At 41.2% G+C, this 12912-nt stretch carries 14 protein-coding genes; 4 read left to right on the forward strand and 10 right to left on the reverse strand.

Annotated elements, in window-relative coordinates; translation table 11 throughout:
- Nucleotides 1–249 precede the first annotated feature (249 nt).
- Nucleotides 250–672 carry an IS1 family transposase gene (locus tag P1X15_RS19270; RefSeq protein WP_277339769.1) on the reverse strand — a complete coding sequence of 141 codons (423 nt, stop codon included), beginning with the start codon at nt 670–672 and terminating at the stop codon, nt 250–252.
- A gap of 183 nt (nt 673–855) precedes the next feature.
- Here P1X15_RS19270 and P1X15_RS19275 point away from each other — a divergent pair, with 183 nt between their 5' ends.
- Nucleotides 856–1263, forward strand: coding sequence for a GNAT family N-acetyltransferase (locus tag P1X15_RS19275; RefSeq protein WP_277339770.1), 408 nt, complete (start codon nt 856–858; stop codon nt 1261–1263).
- A 26-nt stretch (nt 1264–1289) separates the two neighbouring features.
- Entirely contained in the window at nt 1290–1799 is a 510-nt protein-coding gene (locus P1X15_RS19280; protein WP_277339771.1) for a hypothetical protein, read from the forward strand.
- A 44-nt stretch (nt 1800–1843) separates the two neighbouring features.
- On the opposite strand, the gene accC is transcribed toward P1X15_RS19280, so the two are convergent.
- The 7 genes from accC to P1X15_RS19315 form a co-directional block, all read right to left on the reverse strand.
- The gene (accC, locus tag P1X15_RS19285) at nt 1844–3187 is read right to left on the reverse strand and encodes an acetyl-CoA carboxylase biotin carboxylase subunit (RefSeq protein ID WP_277339772.1); all 1344 of its coding nucleotides are present in this window, start codon (nt 3185–3187) and stop codon (nt 1844–1846) included.
- Between the two features lie 87 nt (nt 3188–3274).
- Complete coding sequence (gene accB / locus P1X15_RS19290) at nt 3275–3757, reverse strand: acetyl-CoA carboxylase biotin carboxyl carrier protein (RefSeq protein ID WP_277339773.1); 483 nt, start codon at nt 3755–3757, stop codon at nt 3275–3277.
- 80 nt (nt 3758–3837) lie between these two features.
- The gene (efp, locus tag P1X15_RS19295; protein WP_277339774.1) at nt 3838–4401 is read right to left on the reverse strand and encodes an elongation factor P; all 564 of its coding nucleotides are present in this window, start codon (nt 4399–4401) and stop codon (nt 3838–3840) included.
- Between the two features lie 158 nt (nt 4402–4559).
- On the reverse strand, nt 4560–5549 hold the full coding sequence (locus tag P1X15_RS19300) for a beta-ketoacyl-ACP synthase III (RefSeq protein ID WP_277339775.1): 990 nt from the start codon (nt 5547–5549) through the stop codon (nt 4560–4562).
- Nucleotides 5550–5642: 93 nt separating this feature from the next.
- A complete protein-coding gene (gene plsX / locus P1X15_RS19305) occupies nt 5643–6581 on the reverse strand; it encodes a phosphate acyltransferase PlsX (protein ID WP_277339776.1) in 939 nt (312 codons plus the stop codon).
- A 149-nt stretch (nt 6582–6730) separates the two neighbouring features.
- Nucleotides 6731–6922, reverse strand: a complete 192-nt coding sequence (gene rpmF, locus P1X15_RS19310) for a 50S ribosomal protein L32 (RefSeq protein ID WP_028667050.1) — start codon at nt 6920–6922, stop codon at nt 6731–6733.
- 102 nt (nt 6923–7024) lie between these two features.
- Nucleotides 7025–7633: a DUF177 domain-containing protein gene (locus tag P1X15_RS19315; RefSeq protein ID WP_277339777.1), complete on the reverse strand. Its 609-nt coding sequence runs from the start codon at nt 7631–7633 to the stop codon at nt 7025–7027.
- A gap of 204 nt (nt 7634–7837) precedes the next feature.
- Between P1X15_RS19315 and P1X15_RS19320 the strand changes: the two genes are divergently transcribed.
- Nucleotides 7838–8521, forward strand: a complete 684-nt coding sequence (locus P1X15_RS19320) for a hypothetical protein (protein ID WP_277339778.1) — start codon at nt 7838–7840, stop codon at nt 8519–8521.
- 64 nt (nt 8522–8585) lie between these two features.
- Here the strand turns inward: P1X15_RS19320 and P1X15_RS19325 are convergent, their stop codons facing one another.
- Entirely contained in the window at nt 8586–10055 is a 1470-nt protein-coding gene (locus P1X15_RS19325; RefSeq protein WP_277339779.1) for an MFS transporter, read from the reverse strand.
- Between the two features lie 249 nt (nt 10056–10304).
- On the opposite strand from P1X15_RS19325, the gene P1X15_RS19330 reads away from it, so the two are divergent.
- Nucleotides 10305–10727: a DUF2141 domain-containing protein gene (locus P1X15_RS19330; protein WP_277339780.1), complete on the forward strand. Its 423-nt coding sequence runs from the start codon at nt 10305–10307 to the stop codon at nt 10725–10727.
- Between the two features lie 3 nt (nt 10728–10730).
- On the opposite strand, the gene P1X15_RS19335 is transcribed toward P1X15_RS19330, so the two are convergent.
- The gene (locus P1X15_RS19335) at nt 10731–12890 is read right to left on the reverse strand and encodes a c-type cytochrome domain-containing protein (RefSeq protein ID WP_277339781.1); all 2160 of its coding nucleotides are present in this window, start codon (nt 12888–12890) and stop codon (nt 10731–10733) included.
- Between the last annotated feature and the right edge of the window lie 22 nt (nt 12891–12912).

The following is a 12912-nucleotide window of genomic DNA, read 5'->3' on the forward strand; positions in this document are numbered from 1 at the left end:
GTAGAAGGGGTAATTGAAGAGGTAGATTTTAAAAAATATACTGCGAAGGCTTCACTAAGCCAAATATTGTATGCCAACTACAAAGTAAAATAAGAGAAAAGGTAGATAAGTAGAGGAATAAATTACAAATAATGCGTCTATATTATTTTAGCAAAAGTATATTATATTAGCAAAAAAACGTGAAAAAGTTTAAAATTAAAGCCACACCCCTAGGGTGTGGCTCTCAGTAGGAAGGTAATTTTGACCTTTTCAATCTTTAAAACGCTCCCATTTAATCATCATAAATTTGTCCCCTAGCTCGGTCACAATCATGCCCGTTCCTTCTAGGTTTTTACGGTCGGCATAAAACTCCGCCAATTCTTTATGACTCATCACTTTGTAAGTAGCATGATGTGTAATACGGTCTGGAATTTTGATTTGGTATTTTTTGACCCAATTCATCACTGATACGTGACTTACACCTAGTAATCTTTCTATTTCACGAAAACTTACCCCCTCAATATAGAGCTGTAAAGCTTTTATAACATAGTACGAACTGATACCTTTGCCAAGCTTATCGACGGTAAAGTTGTAGTCGCACTTTTTGCATCTAAATCTTTGGCGGTTTTTGATAATTCCGTTTCTGACAGTCTCTAAACTATCACATTTAGGGCATTTTAATGTAGCAGCCATGGGAGGGAGAGGAATATGTTGATAAAGTATACTATATTAATTTACCAAAACTAAAGGGAGAAGAGTTAAAAAAAAATGTTAGTAGTCAGTTTTGAGATTGATACGCTAAATTAAAATAGATATTTTCGGGATACCAAAATTTTAACTAATTTGGAAACCCATAAGGCAAATTTTAGATACCCTATGATTACTTATCAGCTTGAAAATGACTTATCAGTACAAGATTTTAAATCCGTATTGGTACGTTCTACTTTAGGAGAACGCCGTCCTATAGAAGATACAGAACGCCTTGCGATGATGCTACAAAATGCTAATTTGATTGTGACCGCTCGTGACAATGGCGTCATTATCGGAGTCTCACGCGCTATTACGGATTTTGCTTTTTGTACTTATTTGTCTGATTTGGCCGTGGATACAGCGTATCAAAAAAGGGGAATTGGTACAGAACTGATTCGTCAAACAAAATTAGCGGCACCTCTGGCCAAACTTATTTTACTTTCTGCACCCAAAGCAGTGGAATATTACCCCAAAATTGGTATGAAAAACCACCCACATTGCTATTATATCGATACAGTAGATGAACTGAAATGAGAGTACTAGGAATAAGACGGATTATTATGAGAAAGGTAGTGGTAGGGCTTTTATTCACAACTATAGGGTATATTGTACAAGGGCAGAATACATTTATCCAACATTGTGTCGGAACTTGGAAAGGACAAATGCACATCTATCGGTATGGTAGCTTGAAGGATAGTGTAGAGGTCAGACTCACCGTTGCGCCTATGTCGTCTTCTGGAGAATGGACTTGGAAAACCGAGTATCTATCCTCTAAAATGCCTATGGTAAAAGACTACCAATTAAAGACCAAAGACGCTTCCAAAGGTATCTATGTAATAGACGAAGGTGATGGTGTAGAGCTAATCAATTATTTGTTTGACAATAAACTGTATTGTGTTTTTGAAACGCAAGGAATCACTCTTACTTCTACCTATGAATTACGAGGAGAAGAGTTGGTTTTTGAAGTAACTTCAGGTAAAAAACAAGCTACAAAAGTCGAAGTGACAAATTTTTCGGTCGAAAATCTTCAAAAAGTAGTATTAAAGAGAATGATTAGCCATTCAAAATAAAAGCGGACCATAAAGGCCCGCTTTGTATAAAGGTTAGAGGAGTGTTATAATCCACTAAAGTCGAAAGTTTCGAGGTATTTAGTTGTAAAATTTCCCGACTGGAAACCTGGGTCATCCATGAGACGAATATGAAAGGGAATCGTAGTTTTGATACCTTCAATCACAAACTCTTGTAAAGCTCGCTTCATACGGGTCATTACTTCGGCGCGCGATTGACCGCTTACAATTACCTTGGCAATCATAGAGTCATAATTGGGGGGAATGGTATAGCCGGCATACACGTGGCTATCAATTCTGACCCCGTGTCCACCTGGGAAATGTAGCTGTGTAATTTTTCCAGGGCTCGGACGGAAGCCATTGGCGGGGTCTTCGGCATTGATACGACACTCCATTGCGTACAGTTGAGGCGTATAATTTTGTCCCGAAATAGGCTGCCCTGCGGCTACTTTGATTTGCTCTTTGATAAGGTCAAAGTTCGTAACTTCTTCCGTAATAGGGTGCTCTACTTGAATACGCGTGTTCATTTCCATGAAATAAAACTCGCCATATTTATCAACCAAAAACTCTATAGTTCCTGCACCTTCATAGCCGATTGCGGCCGCGCCTTTGATAGCGGCTTGTCCCATTCGCTCACGAAGCTCAGGCGAGACAATAGGAGAGGGAGTTTCTTCTACCAATTTTTGGTGACGACGTTGGATAGAGCAGTCACGTTCAGATAAATGGCAAACACGTCCAAATTGGTCGCCCACCACCTGAATTTCGATGTGGCGTGGTTCTTCCACAAATTTCTCAAGATAGAGACCGTCGTTGCCAAATGCCGCCCCTGATTCCATTTTGGCATCATCCCATGCTTTTTGAAACTCACTTTCATTTTTGATAATGCGCATTCCTCGTCCACCACCACCTGCGGTAGCTTTGACAATAACGGGATAGCCGATTTCTTTGGCGAGTATTTTTCCTTCTTCTACCGATTCAAGTAGTCCTTCTGAACCAGGAATGACAGGTACTCCTGCTGCTTTCATGGTTGCTTTGGCAGTAGCCTTATCGCCCATGTAGTTGATTTGTTCAGCAGTGGCTCCGATAAATTTAATTCCATACTCTGCACAAATTCGTGAGAATTCGGCATTTTCGGACAAAAAACCATAGCCAGGGTGAATGGCATCGGCATTGGTAATTTCGGCAGCAGAGATGATATTAGGGATACTAAGATAAGACTGACGACTTGTAGGAGGGCCTATGCAAACTGCTTCATCGGCAAAGCGTACATGAAGGCTGTCGCGGTCGGCGGTCGAATATACGGCTACGGTATTGATGCCCATTTCGCGGCATGTACGAATAACCCGCAACGCAATTTCGCCTCGATTGGCAATAAGTATCTTTTTAAACATAGTTTTTGAGAATTTGAAAATTTGAGAATTTTTTCATTTGGGAATAACTACTTATGGTATTTCCAAAATTGACTCATTTTCAAATTGTTATGCAGGTTCTACCAAGAAAAGTGGCTGGTCGTATTCAACGGGAGTTGCATTTTCAACAAGCACTTTTACGATGCGTCCTGAGATTTCGGACTCAATCTCATTGAAGAGTTTCATTGCTTCCACAATACATACTACTTTGCCTGAAGAGATTTCGTCGCCGATTTCTACAAATGAAGCCTTATCGGGGCCGGCAGAGCGGTAGAATGTTCCAATCATGGGAGATTTAATCGTGAGGTACTTAGACTCATCAGCTTTAAGCGCAGGAGCCGCAGCGGGTGATGGCGCTGCCGCAGGAGTAGCTACGGGGGCTGCAGCTACAGGAGCCGCTGTAGCTACTGGAACCGGTGCTGGAGTGACGTAGGTAGTGGTTGTATTATTGCGTTTTACGCTTACTTTCAATTCGCCAGTTTCGATATTGACCTCATCTAGGCCAGAGTTTGCGATAAAGTCGAGGAGCTTTTGGATGTCTTTGATTTCCATTTTTTTAGGGGTTAGTGTTCAGAGGTTAGTTCTTTTATAAATACATAACTAGCAACTACTTACTAACTATATTATAAAAATTATTTGACGCGCTCTACATAATCGTAGGTGCGGGTATCAATACGAAGCTTGTCGCCTTGCTCGATAAACATTGGTACCATGATTCGAGCACCCGTCTCTACCTCTACGGCTTTGCGGGGGTTATTGGCGGTATCTCCTTTGATACCTGGTTCAGCATAGGTTACTTCTAATTCTACAAAAGGAGGGAGCTCACAAGTGAGGGGTGTTTCATTTTCGGTGTTGAGCAGAATTTCCACTAGTTGACCTTCTTTCATCAAATCTGCATTACCAACGAGTTTTTCTGAAATAGAAACTTGGTCAAAAGTCTCATTGTCCATAAAGTTGAAACCAGCTTCATCTTTGTACAAAAACTGAAACTCACGACGCTCTACCCGTACAGGGTAAATAGTAGCCCCTGAGTTGAAAGTATTGTCTAGTACTTTACCACTAGTAAGACTTTTGATTTTTGTACGTACAAAAGCGGCGCCTTTGCCTGGTTTTACGTGTTGAAATTCAATAACTTGGAATAAATCGTTGTTGAAGTTAATAACTAATCCGTTACGGATGTCTGCAGTTGTTGCCATATGATATGGTATATTAGCGATTAGAAAAAATCCGCGTTAGCGGTGATTGTTGTGGCAAGCCACTTTTAAAATCGTTATATCAATATATTGAGGTTAATCATTGTGTTGAGAAAGCAGCTATTAGGGTGTTTCCACTAGGAGATTGACGTTAGTATAATCTAATATCCCCATTTTACATAGATTGCTCCCCATGTAAAACCACCTCCAAAAGCTGCTAATATGAGATTGTCTCCTTTTTTGAGCTGCGATTCATAATCCCACAAGCATAGAGGTATCGTAGCAGCAGTAGTGTTGCCGTATTTTTGGATGTTGAGCATTACTTTATCCATTCCTACTTTCATCCGATTGGCGGTGGCAGAGATAATGCGCTTATTGGCTTGGTGAGGCACAAGCCAAGCTACGTCTTCGCCTGTTAAGTGGTTTTTTTCCATGATTTCGGCTGCCACGTCGGCCATATTCGTAACCGCAAACTTAAATACAGATGGGCCGTCTTGATAAGCATAATGCCAGCGTTTATCGACCGTTTCGTGAGTGGGTGGATAGCGACTACCCCCGGCCTTTTGGTGTAAAAATGGCTGCCCAGCTCCGTCAGATTTGATGATACTGTCTAGTACACCAAAGCCTTCGGTATTGGGTTCGAGCAATACCGCTCCTGCGCCATCCCCAAACAAGACGCAAGTAGTACGGTCAGTATAATCTACAATCGCCGACATTTTGTCGGCACCTACCACAATCACTTTTTTGTATTTACCTGTTTCGATAAACTGAGAGCCTACCGTAAGCGCATACACAAACCCTGAGCAAGCTGCTTGGATGTCAAAACTTCCAATAGCCTTGATGCCTGCCATATCACAAATCAGATTGGCTGTACTTGGAAAAACATAATCTGGGGTAGTAGTAGCACAAATGAGCAAATCAATCTCTTCGGGGGAAGTTTTTGTTTTAGCTAAAAGCCCTTTGACGGCTTCTACTGCCATATGGGAGGTTCCGAGACCTTCTCCTTTGAGAATGCGACGCTCTTTGATACCTGTACGGCTCACAATCCATTCGTCATTGGTGTCAACCATTTTCTCCAATTCTGCATTGGTCAAAATATAGTCGGGAACGTATCCCTGTATCCCCGTGATAGCCGCTCGAATTTGACTCATTTTTACCTCGTAAAAGTTATTAGGTTTGAATATAGCCGCTGGAAGTAGAACCAACGGGCGGTGCTGCAAAGCACCGCATTAACTATTAAAGGTTTAACTAAGGGCTTTGGCAATCTGCACATAGGCTTGAGTTTCGACCTGTTTGCGTGCCCAAGTAATCATATTTTTTATAGCAATAGCCGATGAGATTCCGTGAGCGATCATGACATTGCCATTCACACCAATGATAGAACTTCCTCCTACGGCTTCGTAGTTCATTTTATCGATATACTCGTCTTGTATTCCTCTTTCTTTGGCAACGGTATAAAACGATTCGGCTAGTTTGAAGAGGGCATTGCCCGTAAAACCGTCGGTGACGATTACATCGGCTTTGTCATCAAAAAAATCGCTTCCTTCCATGTTTCCTATAAAGTTAATACGAGTATTGTCTTTGAGAAGTTGATGAGCTGCTTGAGCCACCACCGACCCCTTTTGCTCTTCTTCGCCGATATTCATCAATGCTACTCGTGGGCGCTCAATATTGAAAGTGTGTTGGGCAAAGATAGATCCAATCACCCCAAATTGCTCTAAGACCTCGGGTTTGCAGTCTGCATTTGCACCGATATCAAGCATTACGGCGTGGCCGCCTTTCTTCTGCGGTACAAATCCCACTATAGCGGGGCGTATGATACCTTCAATAGCTTTGATACTAAACAGCGCACCCACGTGCATAGCACCCGTATTGCCGGCGCCACAAAAAATGTCTATTTGCTTCTCTTTTAGTAATTTAAATCCAATCGAAATACTCGAATGAGGCTTTTGAGATAAAGCTTTGGTGGGGTGCTCGCCCATTTCGACTACTTCATCGGCATGGACGATTTCGATTTGAGTGCCTTGATAACCGTATTTTTTGAGCAAATCATGAATGATATCCTGTTTACCTATAAGCACAATATGGGCGTTGGGCGGTAGTCCCGGAGTTGCCATCACAACGCCTTCTACGATAGCCTCGGGGGCAAAATCTCCCCCCATTGCGTCTATTCCTATTTTCATTATTGTTTAGAGATATTGAGTATCAAGAGGTCTCAAGGGTTTTTGAACTAGGCTGTAAAAATAGCAGATATGTAATACTAAAAAAGCATTTTATTACAACTTTCTATATGAGTTGTAACAAAATGCTTTCACATACAGGGCGTTATGGATTAGGCCTGTTTATAGCCTTCGATTATTACTTTACCCTTGTAAACTAGATTCCCTTCAAAAACGTGTGCGCGGTGCATCAAGTGTACTTCACCCGTTGAAGGGTCAGTAGAAAGCGCTTTGCCTTGGATTGCATCGTGTGTACGGCGTTTATCGCGGCGGGTGCTTGAGTGTCTGCGTTTGGGATGTGCCATTGCCTTATGTTGCTAATAATTGTTTATGTTCGTGATTTATAAAAATGAATTTTAGGCAGTTGAGATATAGAGTGTATATCGTATTACCTAAAATCTTGGATATTATTGTTTTCCTTTTAGTTTTTGTAAAGCTTCCCACCGAGGATCTACTTCTTCGGACTCGGTATTGTCTGAGTCAGTATCTTCATCTTGCGACTGATATATCAATATACCCTCCTCATCTTCTTCGTACTCATCTTCGGTTTCTTCATTCCGAAAACGAGGATGAAGCTTTTTCATAGGTAAAGCTAATGCGATATAATCAAAAATATAATGAGCTATATTGATACGAACAGTTTCATGGCGAATGAGTTCGATTTCGTCGCCCAACTCTTCATCATGATCACTATATTTTAAGATTAATCTCTCTTTGAGGTCGATAGATTCATCAAAATCTTCTAAACTACGGTCGCAGACCAAACCTACTACACCTTGAATATGAAAATTCAAGATGAGCATTGTTGCTGATTTGTCGAGGGTTAAGTGGGTTTTGAAATGACCACTTGAGATTAAATCTTGCTCTAACTCCTCAAAAAACTCGCTCTCTGATTCAAAATCATAGACGTATTGCTTGTCTTTTAAGCCGTAAATGTCTATGTCGTACTGTGTTAACGCTTTCACTTCTCTATCAAAATGGGCTGCAAAGTTAGTAGTATTTCTTAAAATACGCAAGTTAAATTAGTTTCTTGTTGTCAATACATAGGCATTTGTGTTCTTAACTTTGGTATGGTAATTTCCTAATTACCGATAAAATTAAAATTTGAGGGTTTTATCAAGAAAAAAATCCGTTTGTCCTCTTACATGTCACCCTGTCCCTTACTCCTTGCATCTTGCTTACGAAAATCAATCTTAACTAAACAAAATCGTTTTACAGCCATGAAAAGATTATTCACAGTACTCGCACTCGCTATTGCTTTCAACGTAGCCGCTCAAGATAGCGACTCTCAAGCTACTACCAAAGAAAACTCTAAAGTGTACTACACTCACGGAGGTAATGGTGCTGTTTTGTCGTTTGCGAAGGTTTCGCGCAATGGAGATGAAATCGGAACTATCCCCCGTTTTACGTTATTTTTTAACATGGGAACCAATGCCAATATTGATTTAGGCAACAACTTTGGGCTTTTCGGCGGGCTTAACCTTACCAATATTGGGATGATTACGGAAGAAGAAATCGTGGGAACTGTCAAAACTGACAAATTCAAACTTAAACAACGGGTGTATTCGGTTGGAATTCCGGTAGGCATCAAAATCGGTAATCTCCGCGAGTTTTATGTATATGGGGGCGCAGAAGCGGGGTTTGCTATCAATTTCAAACAAAAAACATTTATCAACGGTGAAAAAGTTGATAAGTTTAATGAGTGGTTTAGCAATCGTACCAATCAATTCATGCCAGCAGTGTTTGCAGGATTCCAAGCCAAAAATGGATTTGGCCTTAAATTCCAGTATTATCTCAACGATTTCTTGAACCCCTCCTTTTCGGAAGGAGGAAGCAGACCGTACGCAGGTACAGAATCCCAAATATTCTTTGTGACCTTGGGCTATAATTTTAGAAAAAAATAAAAAAGTGCATATACAAAAAGCCTCGTGAAGTTTATTCACGAGGCTTTTTGTATAATCTAATCGCTTATTTAGATTCTTTTACCAAAAAACAAGATCCAGCGGCCAAAAGCATACATATTCCTGCCAGTACAAGGGCATTGCGAGGGTCGTCACCTAGCAAAGTTTTGTAAAAAAGAGGGACTGTCAACATCCCGATAAACTGAGGTACACAAATAAAACCATTGAAAATACCCATATACACTCCCATCCGTTCTTTGGGTACAGCCGCCGCTAGCATTAGATAAGGCATCGACATAATAGAACCCCACATCAGCCCGATGATAGTCATGCCTATCAAATAGATCATTTTATCGTTTGAAAGCAAAGTCATAAAAAATCCTGATGCACCAATACACATAAATAAAGCATGGGTGGCGCGGTTGCTGCCTACGGCTTTGGCAATGCGTGGAATAAGAAACGAAATCACCGCACAAGAAACACTAAACATGGCAAAGCACAATCCCCCCCATTTGGTGCCTTCCTCAAAGCCCTTAGGATTAGAAACAGCGTCAGGAGCTAAAAATGCATACTTTGCCACCGCTAATGATAAATATTGCCACATCAAAGGAAGGCCATACCATGTAAAAAACTTGACCCACCACAGCTGTCTCATTACGGTAGGCATGGAAGAAAGAGGGGCCAGTATCTCTTTGAAAACGGGTAGCATCAGAACGAGATAACTTCCCGCAAGTACGCCTACACCCCACTTAAGTCCATTGGCCAGACCTCCAGAAAAATAAGCAAAGCCAAAAGCTAAGATAGCTCCGCCAACTGCTAATGCTAAGTGCCAAAACGATATTGATTTTTTTTCTTCCTCTGTAAAAACATGGGCTTTCTTATAATCATCGTTTTCGGGAGGATACTCTTTGGTGGTGCGCATGGTCCAAAAGACTGCTAACAAAATAGAAGCTCCGCCAATATAGAAAGGATAGCGCACCGAATTAGGAATCCCGTTGGAAAGTTGCTCATCACTTAAGACCATCGAAACTCCCAAAAGAGGTAGAATGTAGGGCATTAGATTGGCGAGTGTTTGGCCAAAACCCACAAAAAAAGATTGGACGGCAAATCCGAGCGGACGTTGCTTTTCGTTGAGCATGTCGCCCACAAAAGCCCTAAAAGGTTCCATGGCAGAATTGAGACCCGCATCCAAAATCCACATCAAGCCCGCGGCCATCCACACTGCCGACGAATTGGGCATCATAATCATCGCAATGCTCCCTAAAAGTGCACCAGCTAAAATAAAAGGCCGCCGCCGTCCCCAAGTAGGTGACCAACTACGGTCAGAAATAGCCCCGATAATAGGTTGTAATAATAACCCTGTAAGAGGGCCTGCAAGCCACAAACCGGGTATAGAAGCTTCGTCGGCACCTAAGTACCGGAAAATTGGACTCATATTTGCTTGTTGTAATCCAAAGCCGTATTGGATACCCAAAAAGCCAAAACTCATGTTCCAAATTTGCCAAAATGATAAATTTGGCTTGTCTTTTTTTATCATAGGTTAAGATGGTTTTGAATTTGAAGGCTTCCAATAAAAACCCTCAAAAGTCGTTTCGCAATTATAGGCATTTCGTCACGAATTGCAAACGCCTGACTTATATTTAAGCCATAAAAATTTGGATGAAAATAATAATAAGGGAAGGCTTTAAACAACCAATAATGGCTTTTAGTTAGTAAATTAGGAAAAAATTATCTGACGCCTTAAAATATCTATTCTAAATCTTTTAAAGATTATTGCAGCCCGAGTATGGAGTCATTGTTTTTAAGTTTATTAAGCACTTTGTTGTTTTCAACAAACGAAACCAAACTTACCCTCGAAATTTCCAACATTCGCCATACTACAGGTACATTGCGGGTGGGAGTTTTTAGAGAAGGTAGTACTTTTGGGAGTACCTATACTAAGCCAGATTTTGGGCAAATGGTACCCGTAGGTGGGAAAAAGGAAGAACGAACGGTGATGTCGCTACCACCAGGGCGGTATGCATTGGCGCTCTATCATGATACCAACGACAACTGGAAATTAGATAAGAATTTTGTAGGATATCCCAAAGAGCCTTTTGGATTTAGCAACAATTATCGCCCTATTTTTACGGGACCTAAATTTGAGGACTGCGCCTTTGAAGTCAAAGACAATGGCTCTTCAGTCCTCAAAATCAAGTTGTTGAATTAGCTATTAGTTGAAGAACACTTCATCTACAAAAACCCATCCTGGTTGGCCTTTGCCTGAATGCCATTCAGGCAACTTTCCTATGGGGCGAGCTATTATTTTTATAGCCCCATATTTTCCTTCTTTTAGTTGGCTTTCAATAGCTTGTATCCGAGCAGCTTCTACTTTTTGAGGAGCTGTAGGTTGGATTTTTTGGACAAGACTAAGGCTGTTTTTGTCAGACCCTGCCCAAATTTCGACCGAAGTGGGAGGGAAAATCGAGTTACCGATGTTGATACCAAGGCTCAAAGTTACTATTTTGATAGGAGTAGGTTGAGCAAAAGTAAAAAGGGCTTCAAAGGGGCTTTCGCGGTAGCCTAGCCACGCAGGATTTTTAAAATCATTAGGGTCGCCTTTTTTACGATTGATAAGCGTATGCGAACCTTCGCCTTTGTAGGTAGGATTAGGTTCTTTGAGCAACTCTACCGATGAAGGGCGATAAGTGCCTTTGAAAAAGGGAATTTCAATAACATCGCTTGCATACCAATTATTTTTCATTGCCCGTGCTTTCACTACCGTATAGGGGTTTGTAAGCCTAAAAGGAGTTTTGAAAATCGGCGAAGAGAGGGTATCTGGATTAGAACCATCGATCGTATAGCGGATAATGACTCCATTGAGCGGATGTTTGAAGGTCACTAGGTCTGTTTCAGAAAGTACAAAATTCTCATTTACTAAAATAGGTGCATTGAGCTTTAAGACTTCGGAAGCTTTTGGTACATAGCCTAATTCAAACCTAAGCTTAGGAATTTGTTTTTGTAAACTTGCAAGGTCTGTTTCTGAGACTTGGGTATTCCAAATAAACACTTCCTCTAATTGTGGTAATTTAGATAAAAATTGGAGGGCTTTAGCGCTTACTTTCGTACCCGACAAGGAGAGTGATTTGAGTTTAGATAACCCCTCCAGTTTGGAAAGTGTAGCCCCTGAAATGTCAGTATTGTTTAGGTTGAGTCTTTCTAGGTTTTCTAGTTTACTAATCGTGGCTAAGTCATCATCTTTGATGGGCATGTTTGACAAATTCAATGCTACGAGTTGTGTTTTTATTTCGCTCAATTCGCCCAACTGCTCAGCTTTATAAGCTTGTCTCACAAAAAAATCAGCTTGGAGTGCGGGAGAGTTGTTAGCTATAGGAAAAATAACCCTAAATGGATTGTTGAGTTTTTGGATTGTGCTTTCGGAAGCAGCATCAAAAGTATATTGTTGAGGAGAAGGGGCGTTGGAGGGCTTCTTTAAAAATGCCTCTATCAAACTTTTGAGAGGGTCGTTGGCGGGCAGCGCTTTGAGTGATTTTTTGGCATCTGCCCCATTTTGAATCCATGCCGTAATGATGCCCACTTCTTGGGGGGTGAGTTGAGGTTTGCCTTTGGGAGGCATGTGTTTTTTATCATCAAGCGGCAAGTTTGCGCGCTGAATGATATGGCTATTGAGGGCATCGTTGGCTACCCAAATCGGCCCATTTTTTCCGCCTTTGAGCAGCCCTGCTATCGTAGTCATTAGCAGGTCGCCTTTGGTTTTTTGTTCGTTATGACATTGATAACATTTGGCTTTCAAAATAGGCTGGATGGCTGCTTCAAAAATAGGCGTATTTTCATCGAAAGTAAAGGGCGTGTTTTCTTGGTTTTGGGAAGGGAAAAGATAATCTTCTCCGTGGGTAAGACTCGCTCCAAAATGACCCGTAACCATCAAAACAACCAAACTAACTCCTAAAAAGACATTGAAAAGAACTTTACGGTAAACGTACTGTTGGTGAAGTAGCACTAGGCCATACATCAGAAAGCTCAAACCTATACCAGTGTATTTGTGCCAATTGAGCAGTTCGGCTGTATAACCTTCTTCACGTGACAAAAAAAAGCCCATCAGCGCGGCCAAGGCTGCGGTAAATGCCGAAAAAGATAAAATAAAACCAAAAATTTTGGCAAACTGTACTCCCTCAAATTCTTTCCTAAATACCCAAAGTAAACCCACCAAAATCAAAAGCCCAATTGGTAAATGCAAGATGGCGGGATGCATTCGCCCGAGGGGTTGGAGCCAGCTAGGAATGGTTACTTTTTCTTGAAATATCAACAAAAACACCAGTAAGGTGTGGATAACTAGTAATAAATAAGAAACTAGGGTTTGGAAACGAGGCATTTTCAAGGGTCAATGTTAAGGT

It is taken from the genome of Runella sp. MFBS21 (genome assembly GCF_029433105.1).
In the GTDB taxonomy this organism is placed as follows: domain Bacteria; phylum Bacteroidota; class Bacteroidia; order Cytophagales; family Spirosomataceae; genus Runella.

Excerpts from the sequence above, each read along its gene's own strand:
- plsX (WP_277339776.1), bottom strand. The coding sequence starts at position 6,581 with ATGAAAATAGGAATAGACGCAATGGGGGGAGATTTTGCCCCCGAGGCT.
- P1X15_RS19275 (WP_277339770.1), top strand. The coding sequence starts at position 856 with ATGATTACTTATCAGCTTGAAAATGACTTATCAGTACAAGATTTTAAA.
- accC (WP_277339772.1), bottom strand. The coding sequence starts at position 3,187 with ATGTTTAAAAAGATACTTATTGCCAATCGAGGCGAAATTGCGTTGCGG.
- P1X15_RS19270 (WP_277339769.1), bottom strand. The coding sequence starts at position 672 with ATGGCTGCTACATTAAAATGCCCTAAATGTGATAGTTTAGAGACTGTC.
- P1X15_RS19330 (WP_277339780.1), top strand. The coding sequence starts at position 10,305 with ATGGAGTCATTGTTTTTAAGTTTATTAAGCACTTTGTTGTTTTCAACA.
- efp (WP_277339774.1), bottom strand. The coding sequence starts at position 4,401 with ATGGCAACAACTGCAGACATCCGTAACGGATTAGTTATTAACTTCAAC.
- P1X15_RS19280 (WP_277339771.1), top strand. The coding sequence starts at position 1,290 with ATGAGAAAGGTAGTGGTAGGGCTTTTATTCACAACTATAGGGTATATT.
- P1X15_RS19335 (WP_277339781.1), bottom strand. The coding sequence starts at position 12,890 with ATGCCTCGTTTCCAAACCCTAGTTTCTTATTTATTACTAGTTATCCAC.
- accB (WP_277339773.1), bottom strand. The coding sequence starts at position 3,757 with ATGGAAATCAAAGACATCCAAAAGCTCCTCGACTTTATCGCAAACTCT.
- P1X15_RS19320 (WP_277339778.1), top strand. The coding sequence starts at position 7,838 with ATGAAAAGATTATTCACAGTACTCGCACTCGCTATTGCTTTCAACGTA.
- P1X15_RS19325 (WP_277339779.1), bottom strand. The coding sequence starts at position 10,055 with ATGATAAAAAAAGACAAGCCAAATTTATCATTTTGGCAAATTTGGAAC.
- P1X15_RS19300 (WP_277339775.1), bottom strand. The coding sequence starts at position 5,549 with ATGAGTCAAATTCGAGCGGCTATCACGGGGATACAGGGATACGTTCCC.
- rpmF (WP_028667050.1), bottom strand. The coding sequence starts at position 6,922 with ATGGCACATCCCAAACGCAGACACTCAAGCACCCGCCGCGATAAACGC.